Consider the following 25,059-nt stretch of genomic DNA (forward strand, 5'->3'; position numbering starts at 1 on the left):
TAGCCCACGGGGCGAGGGGACCGGAAAATTGCGTTACAGAACGTCCTGGATCAGTTGGAGCACTTCATCAAATTGAAAATTCTGAATCCAATTTGTCAACGCTTGGGCCAAGGGTCTTTGTTTTGGGGGAATATCTGCCATCATAGCTAGCATGAGATGATCTGCTCCAATAATGGCTAGGTGCTGAAGCTGTCGAATCCAGTCTTCTGGCATTTGCTGAAGATGGTCAGTCAACTCGGAAACAGTCAAAAGATCAGCAGAAGGTAACAGATTAGCGGGAACAACAGGCGTATCTGCTTCGTAGAGATACTGCACCCCTAAATGCTCAGCCAACTTTGCGAGTAGCATGGTGCCCTGAATTGGTTTGCGCAAAAAGTCATCACAGCCAATTTCGACAGCCTTCAACTGCATAGACTCAAACACATTGGCAGTCAGAGCCAAAATTTTCGTCGGTACAAGGGTGTATGGGGGCAAAGTCCCCTGGGAAGGGTCTCTGTGCCGGTTCTGAAATTGACGACCTCGTTCCATCGTCCGAATTGCTTGGGTAGCATCAACACCATTCATCACAGACATTTTCATATCCATCAGAATTAGATGGGGATGCCACTGTGCCCAAATTCGGATACCTTCCTGGCCATTCCTGGCCTCTTTAATAGCAAACCCTAGGGGAACCAATAACTTAACTAAAAATTGACTGTTCTCCCACTGATCTTCGACAATTAAAATTCGATAGGCGGGCTGATTGGGCGCTAAGCCAATTACCCGATTGTGCTTGATGGGCATTAGACTAACTGGAGCGATAGCGCGGTGGGCTTGAATGAAAAACTTGAAGGTACTACCTTGACCCAAAGCACTACAAATGGTGATTTCTCCACCCATCAAGCGAATAAATTTCTGACTGATGACCAGCCCCAAGCCAGTCCCTTCTCGAACATTCTGGGCAGATTTAGCTTGGATGAAGGGTTGAAATATAGCCGTCAGATCTTCAGCAGCAATACCAGGGCCTGTATCTTCGATCTCAAATTCCAGGGTTATGGCAGAGGGAGGCACAGCATCGGTATCGGTATCGGTATCGGTATCGGCAGTAGGGGACTGAAGGGGGACTGACTTCACCCGCAAGATCACATGACCCATCGTTGTAAACTTGATCGCATTTCCCAGTAAATTGAGTAATACCTGTCGCAATTTCCCTTCGTCCCCCTCAACATAGCGGGGTAACTCAGAACCATATTTAAAGATTAACTTTAGTTTTTTTTCTTGGGCGCGGACCCCTAGCATAGCTTCTAAATCATAAAGTAATCGGCTCAGATCAAAGCTATTTAAATTGAGTTGAACTCTACCTGCCTCAATTTTCGACATCTCCAACACATCATTGATTAACCCCAGGAGATGTTGCCCACTACGGTTGATGATTTTGAGGTTGGTTTGGTGCTCTTGAGCTAGAGAAAGGTCGCGACTAATAATTTGAGTGAAGCCCAAAATTGCATTTAGGGGGGTACGCAACTCATGGCTCATATTAGCAAGAAATTCACTTTTAGCTTGGTTGGCCTTAGCACTGGCGGCAGCTTCTCGCATCGCGTCTTCTTTCGCAGATATAAGCTCCGCTTCTATCTGCTTGTGTTGTGTAATGTCTTCTAGAAATAGAAGAAAGTGACTACAGGAATACCGTTGCGAGTTGTGGTTGTCATTAAATCTACCATGGGCTACCTTTCTGGGAATTTTATAGTCGGAAATGGGTTGTAGTGTAATATCAAACCAGCGCTCTCCTTGTTGGATGTCTTGCTGTTTACTAGACTGTCCTAGCTGGAAATCATTGAGGCTTTGTTGCCATTGTTCAGGGCTCAACCAATGGGGAATTAATCGCTGGGGCAAGGAGGTACCGACCTTAACCTGTAACCATTGCTCTGCCCTAGGGTTGCAAAACCAGATCAGGCCCTCTAGATTTGCCGCCAGCAACCCCATGTCTAGGGTACGGGCGATGGCACTTTGCATCGACTGCGATCGCCCTAACTGCTCGGCGAGAACGGCCAGTTGGGTTACCCGTGATACTGCATTTTGGGGTTGGGGCAGATCTTGAGTGTGGTACGGCAGCAAGCCCGGATCAAGGGCTGGGGCATCCATCAGCAAATCTTGCCGATAGTGGTGCCAGAGGCGGTTCACCTGATGCCGTAACAGGTAGTCTTCCCGGATGCGATCGCTCAGAATAGCCACTATTGCGGTTGTGGCAAACAAGGTAATGGGTGCACTACTTGGGAGCCAATAGTTGGCATTAAATAGGGCCAGACTCAGCAGGCCCCAACCACCACAGAGTCCGAGGATTACGACCACTTGCTGGCGGGTACTCCAGCGGGCCATCAGCCAACTGAGACCCGGCGCACTCAGCAAGAGCAGGAGCCAAAAACGCTCACCTTGAATCGGTTTCAGCGGATTGCCTTGCAGCAGATTATTGATCATCGTCGCGTGGAGATATAACCCACTGCTGGGGGGGTTTCGGTTCCAGGGGGTGACTAGAGGATCGAGGCCCGTTGCCGTTACCCCCAGTAAGACAATCTTGTCGTGAAAACGATGGGCCGGGACTTTGCCTTGGAGCACCTCTACAAAGGAGTAGGTGTTGCCCTGAAGTTTGGGGTTAACCCAATTGATCCAGAAAGGGGAGTCTAGATCGAGTCCCGATACAGGGGTGTTACCCTGTCCAGAGAAAAGCGATTCATCAACCTGAAGCGCCGCTACGGCTAAGGCGGTTTGCCCCAATACCTCTAAATCAACTTGGCGAACCATGCCATCCGTATCTTCCTGCTTCATCACATGCCCGGTACTGGCGGCAGCGGCAGCCAGATCGGGAACCGGATAGAGATGAATCCCATCGGCATCCCACGCTTCTGCTAGTACGACCCCTCCATGCTGTGCCATGGCTTGAGCTAAGGGCGCATCATCTGGGCTGGATTCTGACCAGATGAGGTTAATGGCAATGACCCTAGGGTCAGCGGCTGTCAGTTTCTCCAGCAGTTGGGTGTAATACTGGCGCGACCAGGGAAATCGACCCAATGCCTGAATGCTGGCATCATCAATCTCAATGACCACTAGGCGTTGATCTAGAACTGGGGGCTGGCGAAGTTGAAACAAATGACGGTAGACCAGTTGCTCTAGGGGCTGAAAGGCATTCCATTGCAACAGGATCGCGATCGCGATCGCGGCAATACCTCCCGGTGCCAGCCGCCATATACATTGCCACAGATGCCTATTCATGAGCCACAACAGTTGTTCAACCTATAGCGACATGCAGTTGGATTGCGTAAATCCCTGAGGTCGCACAGCCGTGCGCCCCTACCGTAGACGTACTGGGTTGAGATAAATGCCGCTATGGCACTTAGTCAACCTAACTTAGTCAATCTTTTTGTGGCAGACCGTTATGGTAGGCAGTTGTGCTAGGCAGTTGTGGCAGACGCGAATAAGGATTCGCAAATGGGTTTCCCCCTGTGTCGTTCGATCACACTCCTTGGCCTTTAGCGTATGGGAATGCGGTCCAAGGTAAGGGGATGGGTCCGAGATTCTCCGAGAGAATTACGGACCGAAAACGTGAGAGTGCGGCTACGAGGCTCTAGGGGCAACCGGATTTCAAATACCCCGCCTTGATTAATAGGAATTTCTCGACTATCGGCTTCCATCTCCTGCCACAGGGTATTTGCCACATCAATACGTCCTACCAAATAGATCGTATTCCCCTGGCGCGATTGAGATTGCCAAGTAATATCCAGCTCTCGGTCTAGCACCAGAGGTTGAGTGGGAGGCTGCCCTGGTCGTAACACCGAGGCAAAACCAGTAACCACCGGGACAGTAACGCCCTGGGCCGTTAACTCCACATGCCCATCCAAAGTGCCAACAGCCGTCTTCTGATCTTCACCGACAGCCACGCCAAAATCCGTTCCCCTCACCGCTGCAATACCATTAGGGATTTGCAAGTCAAACCGAGAGTTGGGGTTATTCATGGGGCGAGCTTGAATTCTGGCCTGTCCACGGTGCACCTGCAAGAGAGTCACCCGCGCCCCATCGGATAGCACCTCCAATCGTTGCACCGTGATGTGGGTATTTTCCGCTAGGCTAACAGTGCCAATATTCAGATCAACAGCAAGGGTGGCACTGGCACGTCTACCAGTGCTAACGCCATGCCCGCTGTTATGCAAACGATCTCCCACACGGGCACTCCGATTTCCCCCAGCGTGGATAGACACACTGCGAGCTATCTGCCGCACCTCTAGCCATCGTCCTGGAGCAGATTGGGCACGCAGAGCCAAAATTCTAGGGCTACTCCAGGAAAGACCCAGGAGTAGCCCTGTTAGCGACAATACCCTGCGCCGCCTGAGGCGGAGCTGCCTGGACAAGACGGCCAATAGGGGACTAGGTGGGGCCATGGAGATACACTTAGAGACTTTCAGGTTGTGATACATAGGGCAATAAAATCACCCTTACAGACTAAGGATGGAATGTGGCATCTCTGTGGCATCGGATAAAGGGAGTATCAAACCTGATCGGTCAGGGGGAGTGCCACAAGTCTGTCATATTTTATCCTTATCCTCTGAGATAGTGTTTTCCGTAGCTGCTATCTCTTGGAGGTCATCCATGCCAGCCCCTATACCCATTAATGAAGAGCAAAGGTTGTCTAAGCTCCTCAGCTACAATATCCTAGACACTCCATCCGAAGCCGCTTACGATGACATTGCTCAATTAGCAGCCTATATTTGCAAAACCCCAATTGCCCTGGTGAGTCTGGTAGACCTTGACCGCCAGTGGTTCAAGGCAACCGTTGGCCTTGACGCCAGTGAAACACACCGGGACTTGGCTTTTTGCGCCCATGCCATCTTGGGCACCTCCATTTTTGTGGTGCCCGATGCCAAAGCCGACACCCGCTTTGCCGACAATCCCTTGGTTACTGGGCCACCCTACATTCGCTTCTATGCTGGTGCACCACTAATCACCAGAGAAGGCTTAGCCCTAGGCACCCTCTGTGTCATTTCCCCAGAACCTCAAACCCTATCTGCCGAACAGACCCAAGCTTTGGCTGCCCTCAGTCGTCAGGTGGTAAGCCAGCTAGAGTTGAAACTGAGCCATCAAAATCTCAGCCATGAAATGGCTAAACAGCAACAGACCGCTGCGGCCCTCCAACAGGCCCAAGTCAAGATGATCCAATCCGAAAAGATGTCTAGCCTAGGGCAACTAGTAGCTGGGGTCGCCCATGAAATCAATAATCCCGTCAATTTTATCTATGGAAACTTAAGGCACTCTGAAGAATACTTCCAAGATTTGCTATATCTGGTCAAAACCTACCAAGAAGAATATCCAGATCTAACCAGTAAAATGCAAGATAAAATTTCAGGCATCGAAATCGATTTCATCCAGAAAGATCTTCCACAACTTCTAAATTCCATGCAAGTTGGAACCAATCGAATTCGTGAAATTGTCAGCTCTCTTCGCAACTTCTCTCGCCTAGATGAAGCAGAATTTAAAGTATCTAACCTACACGATGGTATCGAAAGTACCTTGATGATTTTAGGTAATCGACTGAATGATAGTCAAGGGGTTCCCGCCATAAAAATCATTAAAGAATATGGAAAAATTCCAGAATTCTGTTGCTATCCAGGTCAGCTTAATCAAGTCTTTCTAAATATTCTAAACAATGCCATTGATGCTCTAGAGGAGAAATTCCTAAAAGAAAGGTATGAACAAAACAATCCAACATCGATAGCCGAAAACTTTCCTTCTTCTCATGGCTCCTTTGCAACCCCGGCAACCATTACAATTCAAACAGAAGTTCTGCAAAACACAGCAGTTATACGTATTTCTGATAATGGCCTAGGGATCCCAGCCGCTCTCCATGACAAGATTTTTGATCCCTTTTTTAGCACTAAAGTAGTGGGTAAAGGTACGGGATTAGGATTGTCAGTAAGTTACAAGATTGTGGTAGAAAATCATGGTGGTCAACTCAAATGCAATTCTCAATCAGACCAGGGGACTGAATTCATCATCGCTATCCCCATGCCAGACCCCACACCAAAAGCAATTAGCTCCCCTGCCAAGAAACGGAAATCTTTTAGGCAATTTAGCCTTCATCAAACCAACCCAAGCTATGGCAGTCTAATATCTCATGAGAATTTTATTGGTCGATGATGATGAACTGTTAACCCAGCGTCTAGCGGAATTTTTGGCATCCCATTCCTATGCTGTAGATATAGCCCTAGATGGTGAAGCAGGTTGGGATTATACCCAAGCCGCTATCTACGACCTCATCGTGCTAGATATTAATCTGCCCAAACTAGATGGTGTCCGCCTCTGTCAGAAACTTCGCCGAAACAAATACAATAGTCCCATTTTGCTGCTAACTGCTAAAGGAGATAGTTCAGACAAGGTCATGGGGTTAGATGCAGGAGCCGATGACTATTTGGTCAAGCCCTGCACCCTAGAAGAACTATCTGCCCGGATTCGAGCTTTGTTACGTCGTCCCCAAACCGCAGTCTCCCCTCTCTTGAAATGGGGTGGCATTACGATGGATCCTGGAACCTGTGAAGTAACTTGTCAAGGAAAATTATTACCCCTATCTCCCAAGGAATACGGTTTGTTAGATCTATTTTTACGCAACCCTAAACGGGTATTTAGCAGCAGTATTATTCTCGAACATCTCTGGGGATTTGACGATGCTCCAGACAAAGAAACAATTCGAACTCATATCAAACGATTGCGCCAAAAACTAAAAGCAGTAGGGCTAGAGAATATGATCGATACAGTTTATGGCATGGGATATCGCCTCCAGCCCCTAACAGCTACTCCCACTGCAACAGAGAATCAATCAACAGGGGATCAATCGGCAGAGGATCAATCGGCAGAGAATGAAGCACGCGCTGCTGCGATCGCACTTTGGAGCAAATTCAAGGCTCCCATCCTAGAACGCATAGCTAATGTAGAGCAGGCTGTAGCCGCCCTCAAAAACGGTAATTTATCCGTAAGTCTACGGCAAGTAGCAGTCGCCAATGCCCATAAGCTATCCGGTTCCCTAGGGATGTTTGGATTTCCTGAGGGATCTCGACTGGGGCAGGAGATCGAAACGCACCTCCAGCAAGCGACTACAGCAGCGGAGATTGATCAATTACAAACTCTGCTAGCTGCCTTGAACCAGGAGCTTCAGCGATCGCCCCAGCCTTCAGAGACGAATCTGCCTAGAGATGGAGTTATCAGGCAAACCTCTTCAGCACAGCCAACCCCCACCCTGCCTCTGCCCCAAACGTCTCAATCGTCATCACCCGAAATTAAAATACTAGCCGTAGATGATGATCCGCTCATTCTCAAATCTTTGCAGCATCTCTTGCCCCGTTGGGGGCTTCACCTAATTACCCTAAATAATCCCCTACAGTTATGGGATACCTTAGCCAGTGAAATGCCAGATCTACTGATTTTAGATGTAGATATGCCCCAGGGTAGCGGCATTGAGCTATGTCGATTTATTCGCGACAATGATATCTGGAATGGCATACCTATTTTGTTTTTGACCGCCCATCGTGAAGCAGAAATGATTGTAAAAATGTATAGTGCTGGAGCCGATGACTATATTGCCAAGCCTTTCACGGAGCCCGAAATAATCACACGTATTTTTAACCGTCTAAAACGTAATCGCCTGCTCCAGAGCTGGCAAAAACCAACCCTTTAGTCCCTCTTCAATGCTGACAACATCATGAAAAATATTCTCGTAATCGATGATGAAGCAGATATCTGCGAAATTGCTAAAGTTAGCCTGCAAATCACCAAGAAGTGGCAAGTGTTAACGGCAGCTTCGGGCCAAGAAGGCGTGGCAATAGCCATAGACACACAGCCTGATGTCATTCTCTTGGACGTAGTCATGCCTAGCATAGATGGCCTTGCCACCCTCAAAATCCTTAAAACGACTGCCGCGACTCAACAGATCCCTGTGATTATGCTGACAGCAACGGGCAGCATTGTCAGCCAGCGGCAATACGCGGAACTCGGTGCCCATGCAGTGATGCTCAAACCATTTGACCCAGGGCTGCTAGGTCACCAGATCGCCACTGCCCTTAAGTGGGAACCTGAGCCTATCTCGAACTAAGCTGTCGAATTCTCTGGCGCTACCGCTGACTCGACCGGAAGGTTCGTATCCATAGAAAATAACCTTGCGCATTAGATGGCGTACTCGTAGGAGGTGGCATTGGGCTGGGCTGGAGATAGGCGATCGATCACTCGCTGGACAGTCTGGCTGGCCGCGATCGCAATTTCCCTAGCCTTTGGACTCTCGACCGGGGCAAACATCGCCAAGGGGTCAACCGCTGAAACCTCAACCCGACCATCGGTGTGTTCTTGCACCACGACGTTGCAGGGGTACAGAACACCCGCTTTGTCATCGGTCTGGAGCATTTGATAGGCAATTTGAGGATGGCACGCTCCCAGAATTTTGTACTGGCGAAAGTCAACATCCAGCTTTTTCTTAAAAGCTGCCTGCACATCAATTTCGGTCAAGATGCCCATACCTTCTTGCTTGAGAGTTTCGGTAACCTGGGCGATCGCCTCCTCAAAAGAGGCATCAACAACCTTGCTGAAGTGGTAAGTCATCGTAATTTCCAAGTAATTTCCAAGTAATTTCCAAAAACTATGCGTAAGTGGGTCTAGGGGCTGTGGGCCATCAAAGCCAGATGCCTGGTTATGGGGCGATTACAACCCCTAGCTTGATTTAGCAGGGGGTGGGCGTGGTCATGCCTACCCCACAAGGGTTTCCTCGTTAATTTTCCACATGCCCTAGATCTGTATGCCCTAGATCCATATGCCCTAGATCTGTTCGCGAGGCTGACTGGTGCGCAGGCCCAGCAGGCTATAGAGCCCACAGAAACCAACCAGCCCAGTGGCCAGCAACACACCGCCTGCCACCACTAGGCCAATGCCCAAGGCAGAACCGCTGTAAAGGAATAGTCCTAGATACACCAGCACCGACGCCAACAGTAAGCGGATCAGGCGATCTAGCAAACCAACATTTGTTTTCATAGCGAAAATCTCCAGTGTTGAATAGATTTCAAGCCCCTTGGCCTAGTCATGAAGCATTGACTGTCCAGGCAATCGGCATCGTTATCTAACTTTACCCACATTATATGGCTATTTAGTTATAGAATAACAAGGTCAGGCAAATTGGGTTTACTCAATCCTGCCAAACCCTTGTTCTATAAGGGTTCTCGGGGGAGAGGATTCGCGATCGCCCAGCAAGTCGCTGGAGCGTTAGCCCTAAAGACAGCCCCTCTTATCCATTAAGAGGATGTTTTGAAAGTCACATTTGTCATTCCGAGAGTAGCGAAGCAGAACATAGACGCTCTGCGACTTCCCGTAGGGTGGAATCTAGGCTTTGAGCCTCTACGTCGAGATGCTTCACGACGCGATCGTGCCATTACACCTTCGGAGCAACCGACCCAACCCAAAATGTTGGGTAATGCCCTGAAGAAACAGAGGGAAGCCTATGATTCCGAGCGCAGGGAGGAAGCCTGATCTGGCTGTTAGACCAAGATGTTTCAACTCCGCTCCGCTCCATTACTCCTGCGGAGTCGCTCCGCGAACAACATAACAAGTACACTCAACATGACAATGAGCTTGTCATTCCGAGCGCAGTGAAACAGAGAGAGGAATCTCCATCCCTCAGCATAGTCCAAGATCCTTCACTATGACATTGAACACTTCTCAGACACCCTCTTAGAGCGCCATCACTAAGCGACTCTAATTACGTTTAATATCAAACTCAATCAACTCATACAATTCACTCAAAGAATCAAGCAATAGCCTGTCACCATGAATTTGGTCCAACTCAAATAATCATTTCACCAGTTGAGGAATAGGTCATGAGCTTAGAAGATAGAGCCAAGGCCACGGCCAAAAATATTGAAGGTAAAGTTCAAAAAGCTGTAGGGGATATAACAGGAGACCCTAAGACCCAGACGGCGGGCACAGAAAAGCAAGCAGAGGCAAAGGTTCAGCACACCGTCGAAAACATAAAGGAGAAAGTCAAGGAGGCAATTGACTGAAATCCGCTTAAAGAACCCATCTCGTTTCTTGCTCTCACTCTATTAGTAGATGAGAGAGCAGAAATTTCATTGCTGATTTAGTAACCAAAGAATTTTCTGGAGATTAATATGATCTTTTCTCATCAGATTCGCAAAATTTTGATGACTGTTGGATTAGTTGTAATCCTCTCAACGGTTATCACCTTTGGTTTTGCCTCTGGAAAAAGTTGGGCTAATCCTTTATTGACATCTAGCATTAGCCAACCACATGCTTTAGTTGCGACTACAAACCAAGCTAAAGTAGCCGCCAAGAAGATGGAAGGTAAAGCCCAAGAAAGAATTGGTAATATGACCGGTGATCTTAAAACCCAGGCTGCCGGAAAAGCCAAGCAATTTGAAGCTAACACTCAAGAGGCAATCATTGAAAGCATTGACAATCCCAATTATCAACCTAATGGGAAAAACTTGAGAAAGCAAAACCGTGAAGCCGTGAAATGCCTAGAAGATGATGTTAGTAATTGCTTTGATCAAACACAAGGCCCTGACTAGGCTTGCCTAACTATCACATAGCGATCCCACATTGATGTCCGAAAACCTTCGTAGCGTGGGTGAAGCAAAGCCTAACTCACGAAATAAGAGGCTTACTCAAAGTCCACGCAGGATCGCTATAGATTGCCTTAGCAATTGGGAAAATAGGCACTGGTCTCTAAATAACCGATCGGCAGAGTGGAATTATCGAAAGCCTTGAAATAGAAACTTTCTAAAATTCATCTCTCGTTAGCAGCCCAGTGCCATCAACACTACATAGGAGTATAGCAATGAGCACCCAAAATGAGTCTCAAGAGCACGTTCCCCAGTATGACGCGCACCTTATTCCGGCTGAATCTGCCGCCCGCCAGCATCGAGAAGGCAAGGATTTTGGCCACACCCCCCATGACGAGCCTGATCAAGAATTGAGCCACACCACAGATGGCTACACCGTAGATCAGGAGGGATTGATCAATAACTACGCAATTGAGCCAGAAATGTACGTCGAGGTGCCCGGAGATCTGCGCGAGAAAGCTGCCCAGGAAACGGCAGAACATGCCCATGAAATGCAGGAGTTATCTGAAGATGAGGACGGCAAACTGACCACAAAACATGATTGGCGTCACAAAGGCCCTGGCCTAATTTAAGGCAACAGATCGACAAAATTAAGCTCTCACTAAAGGCATTGATTCTGTCCCTTTCAAGACAGAATCTAGCCCGAATTAGCAGGTCAAATATGACACCTAAATTAGCTATCAGCGTCTTCACCGTTCAAACCTATCTCCCTGCTATAAAAGGCCAATTACATGAGCACAGCTATCCTGTCGTTGAAAGTAACTCAAATTAATTGGCCTGATGTCATTGAGTATCCTCAATCTGGAGTCAAGAGCAAGCTTCTGCTAGAAGATAAAAATTGTCGCTATGTACTGATGTCTCTGGGGACATCAGCGTCCATTGCAGAACATACTAACCCTCGCAATGCCACCGTAAATGTTCTTGAAGGGCAAGGCATACTGACCCTAGAAGACAAAGAAATTGTTTTAGAACTAGGGATCTTTGTCTTTATACCGGCTAACGCACGCCACTCACTTAAAGCGATGACTGATCTCACCTTTTTGCTGACACTTTCTGAAATGGTGACAGACTCTAATCATTCACCCAACCGTCAGGGCTAAATTTCTTTTACTTGACTACATTATGGGCATCCTAATTTTCAGGAAGAAAGATCATGTTAGATATTGATGAGATGAGCGCAATAGAGATAAATAAACTACTTCGAGAAGTAGGACATGGACATCTGGGCTGTGCCCTTGACGGGCATCCTTACGTTGTGCCAATGCACTATTACTTTGACAATTCAGCTATTTACATCTTCACCACAGTGGGGATGAAAACTAAGTATATGGATGTCAATCCAGAGGTCTGCTTACAGGTTGAAGATGTCAAAAATCTCCAGCACTGGCGCAGCGTTACGGTGACAGGTCGGGCTGAGCATATCACTGAACAGGGCCATATCGATCGCGTGCTCGAATTTGTTAAAACACGAAATCCGGCACTGTCACCGGCCATCAATCGCACCTGGATTGATGCTTGGGGTCGGGCATCAGAAATGGCGCTTTATCAGATTCATCCTAGTGAAATTGCTGGACGAACAACCGATGGCTTGAGTAGTGAAGAATAAATAACAATTTAACTTGGATCCAGAAAGACTGAACATGAAGACCATTCTACGTTTCATTGGCTCAGCGCTCCTACTCGGAATACTCGTTTGGACAGTCACAATTAATGTGGCGATCGCCCCCGCCCAGGCCGACTTACGCCAACTAGAAGAAGCCCCAGGACAGATCGTCTACCAGTCACGCCAAACCCTCAAGGACCAGCAGGGTAATAGCTGGCAAGCGATCGCCTTCAAGCGCATTCGTCCCGACGATACAGCCGTGATCTACTTGCGGCTGGTTGGGTTTCCAGGCACCGCAGACATTGATCATTCGCAGCCATTAATACTCACCGACTCAATGGGCAAAACATTGACTGCCGCAGATATATCTCAGGATATATTTACGGATAAAACCCAAATGGAACCTGATGTCGGGCAGTATAACTTGCAGCCAATCTTGATGCAGTTAGAATCGGCGGTTCCGTTGCAGCTTATCCTGCCAACCCTCGATCAATCAGAGATTATCCTCAATGTCTCCCCTGAGATGCTTAGAGAATGGCGATTACTCACGGATCAAAAATAATCACTGCATAACTATTCGCCATGCAGTGACAGATTAAAAAGATACATGACAACAATTTTGGAATCATTATGACTTTAGAACGTCTAGCGGCGCTTAAACCCTATCTCAGCTTTTTTCACCCCGTTACCATGTGGATTTTGCTGGCCCTAGCGATCTACACCCTATACCTCGGAGTGCAGGTTCGGCGGACAAGACTGGCAGAGGGTGAGCCTAAAAAAGAGCTGATCAAGGGTCGATTCGCGATTCGGCATCATCAAATTGGCTCTATATTTTTGGCGCTGGTCGTCATGGGAGCGATCGGTGGCATCACCGTGACCTATATCAACAGCGGCAAGATTGTTATTGGTCCCCACCTGTTTGCCGGGTTAGCCATAGTCGGGTCGGTTGCCACCTCGGCGGCACTGGTGCCCTTTATGCAAAAGCACACTTGGGTTCGCAGCGTCCACGTTTCGTTGAACTTAGTCGTGCTGGGGCTATTTGGCTGGCAGGCCATAACCGGGGTGCAAATTGTGCAAAAGATTGTCAGCCAGATGACGGCCAATAGTGCTGGATGAATCGATCCAGCACTATTGGCCCACGAAACTTTAATCCCTTGAATCCTTAGGAGATCAGTTACATGCAGACGATGCCCATCAACATTGGTATGGCAGAAAAAGAGCGCCACGAGATTGCTCAGGGCCTTTCTAAACTATTGGCCGACACCTACACCCTGTATTTAAAGACCCACAACTTTCACTGGAACGTGACTGGCCCCATGTTTCGTACCCTGCACTTGATGTTTGAAGAGCAGTACAACGAGCTGGCATTGGCGGTAGATCTAATCGCTGAACGTATTCGAGCGCTGGGGTTTCCAGCTCCCGGCACCTACAAGGAGTTTGCGGCGCTTTCGTCCATTGGCGAAGAAGAGGGCGTGCCCAGTGCCGAAGACATGATTCGTAAGTTAGTGGAGGGTCAGGAAGCCGTGGTGCGCACGGCGCGATCGCTCTTTGCAGCGGTCGAGCAGGCCCATGATGAACCCACCTCAGACCTGCTTACGCAACGCATGCAGATACATGAAAAAACCGCCTGGATGCTGAGGAGTCTGCTGGGAAATTAGGGTCACACAGCCACCATCGATTGAAAGACGAGTGGGGTTGGCTACCGTGAATGTCCTTAGGGACTTGCGTCTAAATAAAGCACCGGAAGCGTTGATCACTGTAGGGTGCATAGCGCTAAGGCGCGGCTTCGCCCACGCGCAGCAATGCACCAATAGGCAAGGTGGCAATGGGTACCTTATTTTCCTGCGAGTCCCTTAGGTCTCTCCAGTGCGATCGCACAGAATAGTCACCCCACTAACATCAAAATATTTGTCACAAAAGCAACCCATGACAAATATAGCTATATAGTTGATAAAGAATAACGGGCTTTGTGCGTCTGTCATCACCTCAGTCATCGCCCCACCTTAAGCGCAGGCTACACAAGGGGTTGGGATATTTTTCGCCCCTGTATGCATCATTGTCGGCACCGCATGGATCCGTCGGAAATAGCATTGAGGTTTTTTCTATGGCTCACGTTGTTGTGATTGGTGCCGGATTAGGCGGGCTTCCCACCGCCTACGAGCTGCGGCAATTATTGCCGTCTCAGCACCGGGTAACGCTCATCTCTGACCAGCCTAAATTCACCTTTATTCCGGGCCTGGTGCGCGTCGGGCTAGATGTCGATCCGCTCGATCATTTCCAGCTAGACCTAGAGCCCCTGGCTCACCGTCATAAAGTCGCCCTAGTGCAGAGCAAGGTCACCACCCTTGACCCCCACGACCAGCGCATTACCCTGGAAAATGGCGAAGTTATTGACTACGACTATGTGGCGATCGCCACGGGGCCAAGCTTTGCCTTTGACGCCATCCCAGGATTGGGACCCCATGATGGCTACACCCACTCCATCTGCTCCCCCAGCCACGCCCTCCATGCTAGAGAGGCATGGCTCCAATTTTTAGAAAACCCTGGCTCATTAGTAGTAGGGGCCGCTCCCGGCGCGGGCTGCTTTGGGCCAGCCTACGAATTTATTCTGATGGCCGAGCAGATTTTGCGCCAAAAAGGACTGCGCGATCGCGCCACCTTAACGCTGATTACCCCCGAACCCTACGTCGGACACCTGGGGGTCAGCGGCGTTAAAAATGCCCAGAAACTCACCGCCACCCTACTGCGGAAGCGGGGGATAGAAGCGATCGCCAATGCGGCGATTACCGCCATTTCTCCAGACGCTGTCACCCTAGACGATGGCCGCACCCTGCCCCAGCAATACGCCATGATTCTCCCAGCCTTTCGGGGGGCATCATTCATCCAAAATACCCCCGGTTTAGGCAACAAAAAGGGCTTCATTCCCGTGCTGCCCACCTACCAGCACCCCGATTTTCCCTCGGTCTATAGCCTCGGAGTCGGCGTCAGTCTGGCTCAGCCCGAGCAGTTCCGCGTGCCGATTGGCCTGCCCAAGAGCGGGCAAATGACCGAAGCCATGGGCATGGCCGTAGCCCACAATATTGCCGTGCAACTTGGAGCTATCCATAAGCTGCTACAAACGCCGACCCTAGAAGCCATTTGCTTCGCCGAATTTGGCGAAACCGGCATTCTCTACGTGGCAGCTCCGGTACTACCCGACCCAGCTACGGGAAAACGGCGCTACTCCTACGCCATCCAAGGGAAATGGGTGGTGTGGGGCAAAGCTCTATTTGAGCAATACTTTATGACCAAAATGCGCCTAGGCGCTGCCGTGCCCTGGTACGAACGGCTGGGGCTACGGATGATGTTTGGCGTTGATTTGGTCAAACCAATTGCAGCCACTCCCACATCAGCCCCCGCCAGCGTCCGAGCCTAGAAAACATTCAGGAGAGCATCAATGAGGCCCATTTACCGAATTGCTTTTTGTATTGGCATGGCAATCATCGTCATGCTGCTCCAGCCCACCGCCACCTGGGCAGCGGTCAACCCCGCCGAACTGGCCAAGGCCGTTCAAGAAATTGAACAGTTAGACATGCTGCGTTCCGGCCTAGCCTCAACCTTAGAAGGCCAGACCGCAGAACCCACCATGAAGACGATGAAAGAAGTCTGCCGTCCCGTAGGGATGAAAGCCATGGAGCTGAGCAAAGAAAACGGCTGGCAGGTAAAACAAATTGCCACCAAATATCGCAACCCAGCCCATGCCCCCGATACGCTTCACTCCCGCATAGCCCTCGCCCAATTTGAACAAAAGCCCGAACTCATGGGCTTTTGGGAAAAAGCCACGATAGACGGACAGGCAGGCGATCGCTACTATCGCCGCATTAATGTCGAAGCTAGTTGTCTGGCCTGTCATGGGCAGCAAAATCGACGCCCCCAGTTTGTCAAAGAGGGCTATCCCCAAGATTTAGCCTACGACTTTAATGTGGGCGACTTGCGCGGGATGTACGCCGTGTTTATTCCCGAAGTGCAGCAGTCCATTCAAGCCGCCCTACAGCCCTAAGTAACCTGAATTCAGGTTAAGCTTCGCTGCCCCGCCACCAGGGAATACGTTACCGACGATTTCAACTGACATAATTTTTGAGGATTTGGTCGATGTGGAAGCTGTTAGAGCTAATTCAGAAAAACTTGACCTGGGCAATTCCCGCCTCAATGATTTTAGGAATTCTGGTCGGGTACATCATTGAGCCAGCCCCACTAAAGGCGCTGATCATTCCCCTTACCTTCCTCATGGTGTACCCCATGATGATTAACCTGCAAGTTCAGAAAGTCTTTTCTGGGCAGGATTACAAACTGCAATTAGTTACTCAGCTCATCAACTTTGCCATCGTCCCATTCTTTGCCTTTGGCATGGGGCAGCTCTTTTTTGCCGATCGGCCCCTGGTAGCTCTGGGACTTTTGCTAGCCTCGCTTTTACCCACCAGCGGCATGACCATTTCCTGGACAGGGTTTGCCAAAGGCAACCTGAACGCAGCAGTAAAAATGACCGTGATCGGCCTGATTTTGGGGTCAATTGCCACCCCCTTTTATGCCAAATGGCTGATGGGTGCGGCGATTGAAATTCCTCTAGCCGACATTTTTAGACAGATCATTGTGATTGTGTTTCTCCCCATGCTTTTAGGAGTAGCTACTCGCCTGCTGCTGATTCGCGTCGTGGGAGCAAACAAATATAACAAGACCCTGAAGCAGAAGTTCCCAGCTTTTTCGACTCTAGGAGTTTTGGGCGTGGTGTTTGTGGCTATGGCGCTTAAAGCAGAGGCCATTGTCAGCCAACCCATGATTTTGGGGTCATTTTTGGTACCCTTGGCTATTTTGTACATCGGCAACTTTGCCCTTAGTACCCTCGTAGGCAAGCTGTTGTTCAATCGGGGAGATGCGATCGCCTTGGTCTATGGCACGGTAATGCGAAACTTGTCTATCGCATTGGCGATCGCCATTACAGCCTTTGGTGGTGAACAGGGCTCAGAAATTGCCCTAATCATTGCCATGGCTTACATCATTCAAGTGCAAGCAGCAGCCTGGTATGTGAAATTAACCGATAGAATCTTCGGCCCTGCTGAACAGTTTCAAACTCAAACGAGTTAGCAATACAACACATGATGCCGTTCAGTTGCCCAGTGCCAACCGGGAGCACTCCACTTTCGTGAGCTTTCCCCCCAGAAAATCAGGCTAAAGAAGTGATTACTGGGCGATCGCTTCTCCAGCAATTTTCCAGCCAGCAAAACTCGGTGGAAACCCCTGGGCTTTGTCATAGCCTAGCAAGTGCAGTGTCATGACACCCATTGCCGATCGATAACCCGTTGAACAGTACAACACTATGGGACGATCGCGATCGATTTTGTCCAGATTATGCGCCAATGTTCGGAGTGGAATATTGATTGCATTAGGAATATGCCCTGATCGATACTCAGAGAGTTCTCGCACATCCACCAATACAGCCTGAGGATCTTTCAACAGACTTTTCAAACCTTCAATACTAGGGATTGTGTAATAACCTGCTGGAATCGATGTAAGAAAGTGATCGACTTCTAACTCCAACTTGAGGGACTCGTCTGAAGGCGCACTTATTCTTTCTGGAGCGATCGATTCAGTTTCCGTGAGTGTTGCTGCCATAATTGGACGTTCTTCAACACTAAATAGAAGAAAAATACAAAACAGCGTTATTCCCAAAATCATAGCCTGAAGCGACTTCTTGAATAGCATAGATTTCTCCTAAAATTAGTGATTTATCAGTAATCGCCCAGCGGACCATCGCCGTCAAATCGGTTGTCTCTAATGCTAGGGAGTGCTAGCCCTGTAGCGCTTCCTCCCCTCAGCCTACCAAGCACGTTATCGCAGCCCTATATCATGGGAATGACAGCAACCCTGGCTAGAGATCCCTAGGCTGTTGATGACCTCAGATCAGTCATCAACTCAGTCATCAACAGCCTAGAATGCTAGGGCGTGTAGACAATTAACAAAAAAGTAACAAAAAAGCTCTTGCAGGGTAGGCATGACCACTCCCGCTCGACTGAATTAAGCTAGGGGCTGTAACCGCGCTTGTATAGACGCATCGGTGAAGCCCGCCCCGAGAGCTTAGGGTTTTGAGATCGAATAACATGCCGACCAATCCGGTTTTCGTCCTCCGGGAGACGCAAAGCGCATAGCCTAAGGGGTCACTGGTAATTCATTTGCAAGCCAGCCCCTTATTGGTCGAAGGGAGAGATTAAAAGAAATCCAAATCCGGTTGCGGCTGGGGAACAGCAAAGTTCGAGGTGTCTAAGAGGTAGCGCCTAGCCTCCTGTTCTAGGCGATTGATCAGATAGGGCTCAATGGCATCGCTGTGGCGCAGGGCCGTGATATACCCCTCTAGATAGAGGCGGAGTTCATCAGTGCGATAGCCCTGGTTCCAGTGATCAACGAGAGCATCGGTGATGCGCTGGTAGTAGCGAATGGATCTGGCGTCCTGCAACATTTTTTAGCGGACCTTGGGAAAGGGTAAGTAGGCGTCTTGCGTTTAGGATGCCCCAATTTCATGGGTAACAAAAGTAACGTGGCCCGCAATAGCCCTTATTTTCTTATAACGCAACTTAGCGGAGGGAGGGAGATCGCGCTGCATTGCCGTAGAAAGGGAGGGAGGGGCGTAACGGCAGCTACAAAACCACCCTAAGGGCTTTGTTAGTCTATGGGTCATCTTGACGCACCTCACGCTGGACAGAATCTGTGGGCGCAGCTTGCATTCAAATTGTTGAAGGAAATCCCCATCTGCGATCGCTACTAGGATGGCACCTCCAGCAAGCGGGCTATCGTGTCCTCCAATCCGCAGATTTGGCTCGGGCTCGGGACACCTTTCAAACCCATAAGCCCAACCTCATGGTGCTAGATGCTCAACTCCCCGACGGCGACGGGTTGGAATTGTGCCGCTGGGTCTATCAGCAGACCGAAACCTGCATCCTGATTCTTTCTGCCCGCACCACGGAAGCTGATGTAGTTGCGGGACTACGGGCGGGAGCCGACGATTACTTAACCAAACCCTTTGGGATGCAAGAGTTTCTGGCCCGAATTGAGGCCCTGACCCGGCGCATGGGGCGGATGCGGGCTCCAGCTTCCCTAACCTATGGCGATCTCAATATTGATCTGGTGCAGCGACGGGTACGCTACGGCGAAATGTTTATCGATCTAACGCCCCAGGAATTTAGTCTCCTGTATGTCCTGACCCAGGCAGCGGGATCGCCCCTCAGCCGCACCGACCTGCTCCAGCGGGCTTGGCCCGACGCCATCGACAATCCCCGCACCGTAGATACCCACATTCTTTCCCTCCGCAAAAAAATTGAGGTGGATCCGCGCCAGCCCAACATCATTCAAACCGTGCGGAATGTAGGCTACCGCTTCAACGTGGATCGTCTGATCAACGTCGCCAATACCAATGGCAGTGATCAGAACGGCGTAGCCTCGCCCCTGCCGGTAACGGTGCCGTCCCTGTAAACTGGTGGACTGCTTAGACCTCCGAGGTTTTGAAAACCTCGGAGGTCTAAGAGCGAATATGATGATTCAGGTTTACGGACTGCGATGACTATGGTTTCTCAACTCCGCATCTTTGTGCCCCCCCATCCCCTAATCAAGCATTGGCTGGGGGTGTCTCGGGATGCTAATACCCCTTCCCCATTATTTCGCACCGCTATGACGGAGTTGGGGCGATGGTTGACCTACGAAGCGGCGCGGGACTGGCTGCCCATTCTGGAAACCACGGTCACAACCCCCTTGGCGGACTGTCCGGCCACCTTTGTGGACCCAGAGGTACCCATTGCCATTGTGCCAATTTTGCGGGCGGGCCTAGCCCTGTTAGAAGGCGCACAGTCCCTGCTGCCCCTGGCTTCCATCTACCATGTGGGCTTTGTGCGGAATGAGGAAACCCTAGAGGCGACCTGCTATCTGAATCGGCTACCGGAAACCTTTACCCCAGAAACACGGGTGCTGATCACTGAACCCATGCTGGCTACTGGGGGCACGATGATGGCGGCGATGGCGGAGTTGACCCAGCGGGGGGTAGACCCGGCCATGGTGCGGATTATCTCGGTGGTGACTGCACCACCTGCGCTACAAAAGCTGGCGGTAGCTTACCCTGCCCTCAAGATCTACGCGGCTATGATTGATGAAGGGTTAAATAACAACGGTTATATTGTGCCGGGGCTGGGGGATGCGGGCGATCGCACCTTTGGTACCTAGACGAAGCCCCCCTTTAGCCCATAGGATCAAGCCAATCAGCGATTCCCTGGCGGTTCTCTTCACCATGAGTCAGCAAGATAACTTTGGCAGCGGGTTCCTCTTGGGAACCTTGTTTGGCGGTATTGTCGGCGGCCTTGTCGGCGCTGTCGTGGCGTCTCGCCTAAACCGAGAGGCCAGCGACGATGATCGGGGAGAATTGCCCCCAGGACGTAGTGAGGCGGATCTCCTTTCCCCCAGCGAGGAGGAAATGGAACTCGCCCGCCGGGGTTTAGAGGATAAAATTGCCCAGCTCAATAGCGCCATTGACGATGTCCGCCAGCGCTTAGGCGGTGTCAATGGCCACGCTCAACCGGCCCCAGGGGAGCAAACCACACCCTATGACGGCTAATCTGCCCTCCGTAGGGGCAACCACAAGGGATTGCCCCTACGGATCCAGATCAATATCGATCACCCGGCAACAACAGGACGGGTTTTGAGCCTCCCATTCTGGATTTCCCAAGGGGATTGCCCCTACGGAATTAATTTCAATCCTGGATTACCCGGCACTGGGTAGGGCGGGTTTTGAGCCTCCCATTCTGGATTTCCCAGTCAATACGAGCCAAACCCGCCCCTACGGGATTTACCCCCTCACCCCCTCACGGGTCACCCGACAACAAGGGCAACCACAAGGGATTGCCCCTACGGATCCAGATCAATATCGATCACCCGGCAACAACAGGGCGGGTTTTGAGCCTCCCCTACGGGATTTACCCCATCACCCCATCACCCCATCACCCCAATACCCTTCACCCTTCACCCCTTCACCCCATCACCCCCCCACCCCATCACCCCCCCTTCGGTATTCCCCAGGATTTGTCACCCCACCTTCCAGGTCCGTCCGGTAAACTAAACTTCTAGAGATATCTACGTTGACTCCTACAAGGAGGCGAATATTAAATGGGATCCCCTGCCCTTGGGCTTGTTGCCAGTACCCTGTCTACGTTCCTCAATATCTATTTCATTCTGCTGGTCATTCGTGTTTTGCTAAGCTGGTTTCCCAATGTGGATTGGTTAAACCCGCCCTTCTCGGTGATTAGCCAACTTACCGACCCCTACCTCAATCTCTTTCGCTCCATCATCCCGCCCCTGGGAGGATTGGATTTATCACCGCTGTTGGCCTTTATCGTGCTGCAACTGGTGGCTCAGAGTGTGAGCCAAGTCGCCGCAACCGTTGCTATGTCAGCGTTTTAGACGGTTTCAGATGTAGGATTCCGCAGAGTGGTCAATGCCCACCAGCCTGAATTCAAGGCTATGAAACGGGTAGATCACTAACGACGTACCCGCCCGGTAAACCCTGCGGCCTTGAATTTTTCGAGCCGTAGCGGTTCTGGCTGGTTAGCAGCAACGGAGATGCGGATTTCAAAGGGACTCTCACCGGGGGGGATTTCCGGGATGCCCCCTAGGCGGGAGCGATTTTGCATAACTGGGTTAGCGTTGGCGTCGTAGATCCGACCAAACACATCGGCGTCAATTACGGATTTTCCGGTGGTATTGACAGCGATGCCCTGCACCATGTAGCAGCGGGCGGTTTGGACAGATCCCGCTGTGACCATTCCTTCTGCAAACTCTTCTGGGCAACTGGTGTAGCTCAGATCCTTGAGTTCAATCTGGGTTAGGGCCAAGGCTGGGGGAGCGACCCAGGCGTTGAACCCCAGCAGTACCAGCGCGATCGCACTGATGAGAAAACCACGCAAACCCATGTTCATAACTGCTTGGAGATAGGGGACTTTTAGCCAAGTCCAGCCTATCGCGAAATGCTGACCCCCTCCGAATCCAGTCCCTAGTACAGAAAGGATGAAGGGTGAAGGGTGAAGGGTGAAAAGGGATTCCTGGTCTCACGGGGACCCCTGCTCAATCAAATAGGTGAGTTTCGTAGGGTGTATAGCGCTAAGGCGCGGCTTCGCCCACGCGAAGCAATGCACCGCAGAAATGTCTAGGCCAGACCCAGATGGGTTTTGAGGGCGTGGCGCATAACCGCGATTGGGGGTGGTTGATGAATCCAAATCTCCAGGGCAGCGGCCCCTTGCTGCACTAGCATTTCCACCCCATCGATAGTGTGCAGCCCTCGCTCCGTTGCCCAGCGGAGGAATTGGGTCGGGCTAGGGGTATAGATCAGGTCGTAGGCGATCGCGTCTGAGGGTAACTGGGCTAGATCCTGAGGGGAAACCGGAGATTGATCCTCACGGGGATGCATCCCCAGTGGGGTGGTGTTTACCAGCAGGGTGGTTTCTGGCAGCAGAGCTGGCAACTGATCCCAGGACGCAACTTGGAGTGTGGGACACAGGGGAGAATCCTGCCAGCTTTCGGCAAAGGACTGGAGCTTGTTGCGATCGCGCCCCACCACCCAAATTTCCCCACAGTGGAGCTGGCTACAGCCCGCCACTGCCGCCCGCGCTGCACCGCCATTGCCCAAAATCACGGCCCGCCGCTGGGACCAGGGAAGATGGCCCGCAAGGCTGGATTCGGGCACTAAAGCTTCATGGCCCCAGTCCTGGAGCGGAGCCACAAATCCCAGGACATCTGTGTTGGTGCCTGCCCAACCCTGCTCCTGACGCCACACCGTATTCACCGCCCCCACCGCTTGAGCCAAGGGGGTCACCTCCGCCAGTGCCGCCATCACCGCCTGCTTGTGGGGAATCGTGACGTTAAATCCCACCACGCCCAGAGCCCAGAGCCCCGCCAAGGCTGTATCCACCGCCGCCGCTCTGACGGGAAAGGGGACGTAAATGCCATCCCAGCCCAATGCCCGCAGGGCTGCATTCTGCATGGGGGGTGACAGGGAATGGGCAATGGGATCGCCGATAATGCCCAAAACCTGGGTTTTGCCCGTGATCGAAAGCGGAATATCCAGCGCCACCATAGCCCCCAGTTGTCAGTCCTTATTGTCAGCCTTTCGGATGGGGACCACCCCAGTAGGGTCATTGTCCCAGGAATATTCCCCTATTGCCCCTACACCCAATATCGCTTTTCAAAGATCCGTATCAATTCCGAGGCGCAGATCGCCCCAGCCACCAGACTTAAATTAGTAGCCTTTGATACAAAATAGGCGCAACTGACCCCTAAGAGGTCCATAAGGAGAGTCTCCATGGCCACTACGCTCCTGTCCGATGCCAACATCCGCCTAGAGCGGGCGTTAAAGTACGTCCACATTTCCGCCGATGCTAGCGAGCGTCTCAAGTTTCCCAAGGCCAGTCTCAAGGTCTCCATCCCTGTCCGCATGGATAACGGTGACCTACGGGTCTTTGAGGGCTACCGGGTCCGCTACGACGACACCCGAGGACCAACTAAGGGGGGCATTCGCTTCCATCCCGGTGTCACGATGGATGAGGTGCAGTCCCTAGCCTTTTGGATGACCTTCAAATGCGCCGCCTTGAGTTTGCCGTTTGGGGGAGCCAAGGGGGGCATTACCCTAAATCCGAAGGAACTCTCTAAGTTTGAACTGGAGCGCCTGAGCCGGGGCTACATTGATGCGATCGCAGATTTCATTGGCCCCGACGTGGACATTCCCGCCCCCGATGTCTACACCAACCCCATGATCATGGGCTGGATGATGGACCAGTACAGCATCATCCGCCGCAAACTTTCCCCCGCCGTAATCACTGGCAAACCCCTGGGTATGGGGGGCAGTCAAGGCCGCGATACAGCGACAGGCACCGGAGCCTTCTACGTGCTAGGGGCCATGATGCGCAAATTCAACCGGGTTCCCCAAGACACCACCATAGCGGTGCAGGGGTTTGGCAATGCTGGCAGCATCATCGCCCGGTTGCTCTTTGATGCTGGATATCGCGTCGTGGCCGTCAGCGATTCCCAAGGAGGCGTCTACTGTCCCCAGGGCTTGGATATTCCCAGCCTCCAACAATTCAAAGCCTCGACCCGCAGCGTCAAGGCCGTGTACTGCAAGGGCACGGTCTGTAACCTGGTGGATAATCAGGAGGCCATTACCAATGAAGAACTCCTGACGCTGGATGTGGACATTCTGATTCCCGCTGCCTTGGAAAACCAGATCACCGAGGCCAATGCTGCCAATGTCCAGGCTCGGTTCATCTTTGAGGTGGCCAACGGTCCCATTAGTTCCGGGGGCGATCGCATTCTAGAAGCCAACGGCGTCTACGTGTTTCCTGACATTCTGGTCAATGCCGGAGGGGTCACCGTCAGCTACTTTGAGTGGGTGCAAAACCGCAGTGGCCTCTACTGGTCTGAATCCGAGGTGAACCAGCGCCTCCAGACCAAAATCGTGGAGGAGGCGGAGAGTATCTGGCGTCTGTCCCAAAATCTGGACATTCCCATGCGCACCGCCGCCTATGTCCATGCCCTAGAGCGCCTAGAGGAAGCCCACAGTGCCCGAGGTACCCGCGACTACTACGTGAGCTAGGGGCTGTGGACAATCAAACTATCGTGGTACACCTCGGCCCCTCTCCCTAGCCCTCTCCCAAGAGGAGAGGGGACCGGAAAATGTTGGGCTGGTGCGACAATAGTGGGCTGATTTACGCCCTGCGATACTAGTGATCATTGGCCATGATTTTTGCGGAGGAATACTTT

At 51.1% G+C, this 25,059-nt stretch carries 27 protein-coding genes; 19 read left to right on the top strand and 8 right to left on the bottom strand.

Going from position 1 to position 25,059, the window contains the following annotated elements; all coding sequences use genetic code 11:
• Nucleotides 1-33 precede the first annotated feature (33 nt).
• Nucleotides 34-3,246: a CHASE2 domain-containing protein gene (locus LEP6406_RS0213225; protein WP_008309604.1), complete on the bottom strand. Its 3,213-nt coding sequence runs from the start codon at nt 3,244-3,246 to the stop codon at nt 34-36.
• Nucleotides 3,247-3,503: 257 nt separating this feature from the next.
• Nucleotides 3,504-4,292, bottom strand: a complete 789-nt coding sequence (locus tag LEP6406_RS28015) for a FecR family protein (protein WP_051463690.1) — start codon at nt 4,290-4,292, stop codon at nt 3,504-3,506.
• 325 nt (nt 4,293-4,617) lie between these two features.
• Between LEP6406_RS28015 and LEP6406_RS28020 the strand changes: the two genes are divergently transcribed.
• From LEP6406_RS28020 to LEP6406_RS0213245, 3 genes are read left to right on the top strand one after another with little or no spacing between them, the layout of a single operon-like run.
• A complete protein-coding gene (locus LEP6406_RS28020) occupies nt 4,618-6,162 on the top strand; it encodes a GAF domain-containing sensor histidine kinase (RefSeq protein WP_008309608.1) in 1,545 nt (514 codons plus the stop codon).
• Nucleotides 6,140-7,693, top strand: coding sequence for a response regulator (locus LEP6406_RS0213240; RefSeq protein WP_008309611.1), 1,554 nt, complete (start codon nt 6,140-6,142; stop codon nt 7,691-7,693). Before LEP6406_RS28020 ends, LEP6406_RS0213240 begins: the two co-directional genes overlap by 23 nt.
• 24 nt (nt 7,694-7,717) lie before the next feature.
• Nucleotides 7,718-8,107, top strand: a complete 390-nt coding sequence (locus LEP6406_RS0213245; RefSeq protein ID WP_008309614.1) for a response regulator — start codon at nt 7,718-7,720, stop codon at nt 8,105-8,107.
• Nucleotides 8,108-8,178: 71 nt separating this feature from the next.
• Here the strand turns inward: LEP6406_RS0213245 and LEP6406_RS0213250 are convergent, their stop codons facing one another.
• Together LEP6406_RS0213250 and LEP6406_RS0213255 are read right to left on the bottom strand one after the other, a co-directional pair.
• Nucleotides 8,179-8,607, bottom strand: coding sequence for a DUF302 domain-containing protein (locus tag LEP6406_RS0213250; protein ID WP_008309619.1), 429 nt, complete (start codon nt 8,605-8,607; stop codon nt 8,179-8,181).
• 213 nt (nt 8,608-8,820) lie between these two features.
• Nucleotides 8,821-9,033 carry a YgaP family membrane protein gene (locus tag LEP6406_RS0213255; RefSeq protein WP_008309621.1) on the bottom strand — a complete coding sequence of 71 codons (213 nt, stop codon included), beginning with the start codon at nt 9,031-9,033 and terminating at the stop codon, nt 8,821-8,823.
• A gap of 839 nt (nt 9,034-9,872) precedes the next feature.
• Here LEP6406_RS0213255 and LEP6406_RS0213260 point away from each other — a divergent pair.
• From LEP6406_RS0213260 to LEP6406_RS0213310, 11 genes are all read left to right on the top strand, one after another.
• On the top strand, nt 9,873-10,055 hold the full coding sequence (locus LEP6406_RS0213260; protein WP_008309623.1) for a CsbD family protein: 183 nt from the start codon (nt 9,873-9,875) through the stop codon (nt 10,053-10,055).
• Nucleotides 10,056-10,163: 108 nt separating this feature from the next.
• Nucleotides 10,164-10,583 (top strand): CsbD family protein, encoded by a 420-nt coding sequence (locus LEP6406_RS34305; RefSeq protein ID WP_008309625.1) that lies wholly within the window; start codon nt 10,164-10,166, stop codon nt 10,581-10,583.
• A gap of 269 nt (nt 10,584-10,852) precedes the next feature.
• On the top strand, nt 10,853-11,209 hold the full coding sequence (locus LEP6406_RS0213270; RefSeq protein ID WP_008309627.1) for a hypothetical protein: 357 nt from the start codon (nt 10,853-10,855) through the stop codon (nt 11,207-11,209).
• Between the two features lie 159 nt (nt 11,210-11,368).
• Nucleotides 11,369-11,737, top strand: a complete 369-nt coding sequence (locus tag LEP6406_RS0213275) for a cupin domain-containing protein (RefSeq protein WP_008309629.1) — start codon at nt 11,369-11,371, stop codon at nt 11,735-11,737.
• A gap of 53 nt (nt 11,738-11,790) precedes the next feature.
• A complete protein-coding gene (locus LEP6406_RS0213280; protein WP_008309631.1) occupies nt 11,791-12,243 on the top strand; it encodes a pyridoxamine 5'-phosphate oxidase family protein in 453 nt (150 codons plus the stop codon).
• Between the two features lie 34 nt (nt 12,244-12,277).
• Nucleotides 12,278-12,802, top strand: a complete 525-nt coding sequence (locus tag LEP6406_RS0213285; RefSeq protein WP_008309634.1) for a DUF3122 domain-containing protein — start codon at nt 12,278-12,280, stop codon at nt 12,800-12,802.
• Between the two features lie 68 nt (nt 12,803-12,870).
• Nucleotides 12,871-13,356 carry a DUF4079 domain-containing protein gene (locus tag LEP6406_RS0213290; protein ID WP_008309636.1) on the top strand — a complete coding sequence of 162 codons (486 nt, stop codon included), beginning with the start codon at nt 12,871-12,873 and terminating at the stop codon, nt 13,354-13,356.
• 71 nt (nt 13,357-13,427) lie between these two features.
• The gene (locus tag LEP6406_RS0213295) at nt 13,428-13,898 is read left to right on the top strand and encodes a Dps family protein (protein ID WP_409978147.1); all 471 of its coding nucleotides are present in this window, start codon (nt 13,428-13,430) and stop codon (nt 13,896-13,898) included.
• A gap of 446 nt (nt 13,899-14,344) precedes the next feature.
• Complete coding sequence (locus tag LEP6406_RS0213300) at nt 14,345-15,655, top strand: NAD(P)/FAD-dependent oxidoreductase (RefSeq protein WP_008317933.1); 1,311 nt, start codon at nt 14,345-14,347, stop codon at nt 15,653-15,655.
• 21 nt (nt 15,656-15,676) lie between these two features.
• Nucleotides 15,677-16,279 carry a Tll0287-like domain-containing protein gene (locus tag LEP6406_RS0213305; RefSeq protein ID WP_008317935.1) on the top strand — a complete coding sequence of 201 codons (603 nt, stop codon included), beginning with the start codon at nt 15,677-15,679 and terminating at the stop codon, nt 16,277-16,279.
• Nucleotides 16,280-16,371: 92 nt separating this feature from the next.
• Nucleotides 16,372-17,361 (top strand): arsenic resistance protein, encoded by a 990-nt coding sequence (locus tag LEP6406_RS0213310; protein WP_008317937.1) that lies wholly within the window; start codon nt 16,372-16,374, stop codon nt 17,359-17,361.
• Between the two features lie 96 nt (nt 17,362-17,457).
• Here the strand turns inward: LEP6406_RS0213310 and LEP6406_RS0213315 are convergent, their stop codons facing one another.
• Together LEP6406_RS0213315 and LEP6406_RS0213320 are read right to left on the bottom strand one after the other, a co-directional pair.
• Nucleotides 17,458-17,979 (bottom strand): rhodanese-like domain-containing protein, encoded by a 522-nt coding sequence (locus tag LEP6406_RS0213315; RefSeq protein ID WP_008317939.1) that lies wholly within the window; start codon nt 17,977-17,979, stop codon nt 17,458-17,460.
• Between the two features lie 502 nt (nt 17,980-18,481).
• Nucleotides 18,482-18,730: a DUF6761 family protein gene (locus tag LEP6406_RS0213320; RefSeq protein WP_008317941.1), complete on the bottom strand. Its 249-nt coding sequence runs from the start codon at nt 18,728-18,730 to the stop codon at nt 18,482-18,484.
• Nucleotides 18,731-18,978: 248 nt separating this feature from the next.
• On the opposite strand from LEP6406_RS0213320, the gene LEP6406_RS28030 reads away from it, so the two are divergent.
• From LEP6406_RS28030 to LEP6406_RS0213340, 4 genes are all read left to right on the top strand, one after another.
• A complete protein-coding gene (locus LEP6406_RS28030; protein ID WP_008317944.1) occupies nt 18,979-19,740 on the top strand; it encodes a response regulator transcription factor in 762 nt (253 codons plus the stop codon).
• Nucleotides 19,741-19,824: 84 nt separating this feature from the next.
• Complete coding sequence (gene upp / locus LEP6406_RS0213330; RefSeq protein WP_008317946.1) at nt 19,825-20,481, top strand: uracil phosphoribosyltransferase; 657 nt, start codon at nt 19,825-19,827, stop codon at nt 20,479-20,481.
• Nucleotides 20,482-20,545: 64 nt separating this feature from the next.
• A complete protein-coding gene (locus LEP6406_RS0213335; RefSeq protein WP_008317948.1) occupies nt 20,546-20,869 on the top strand; it encodes a ssl2009 family thylakoid membrane protein in 324 nt (107 codons plus the stop codon).
• Between the two features lie 548 nt (nt 20,870-21,417).
• The gene (locus tag LEP6406_RS0213340) at nt 21,418-21,711 is read left to right on the top strand and encodes a YggT family protein (RefSeq protein ID WP_008317950.1); all 294 of its coding nucleotides are present in this window, start codon (nt 21,418-21,420) and stop codon (nt 21,709-21,711) included.
• Between the two features lie 77 nt (nt 21,712-21,788).
• Here LEP6406_RS0213340 and LEP6406_RS0213345 read toward each other — a convergent pair whose 3' ends face one another.
• Both LEP6406_RS0213345 and LEP6406_RS0213350 read right to left on the bottom strand, forming a co-directional pair.
• Complete coding sequence (locus LEP6406_RS0213345) at nt 21,789-22,220, bottom strand: hypothetical protein (protein ID WP_027269110.1); 432 nt, start codon at nt 22,218-22,220, stop codon at nt 21,789-21,791.
• Nucleotides 22,221-22,453: 233 nt separating this feature from the next.
• Nucleotides 22,454-23,380, bottom strand: coding sequence for a shikimate dehydrogenase (locus tag LEP6406_RS0213350; RefSeq protein ID WP_008317954.1), 927 nt, complete (start codon nt 23,378-23,380; stop codon nt 22,454-22,456).
• Nucleotides 23,381-23,605: 225 nt separating this feature from the next.
• Between LEP6406_RS0213350 and LEP6406_RS0213360 the strand changes: the two genes are divergently transcribed.
• Nucleotides 23,606-24,892, top strand: coding sequence for a Glu/Leu/Phe/Val family dehydrogenase (locus LEP6406_RS0213360; protein WP_008317956.1), 1,287 nt, complete (start codon nt 23,606-23,608; stop codon nt 24,890-24,892).
• The last annotated feature ends 167 nt before the right edge of the window (nt 24,893-25,059 follow it).

This window comes from Leptolyngbya sp. PCC 6406, from assembly GCF_000332095.2.
Classification (GTDB): Bacteria; Cyanobacteriota; Cyanobacteriia; order Phormidesmidales; family Phormidesmidaceae; genus PCC-6406.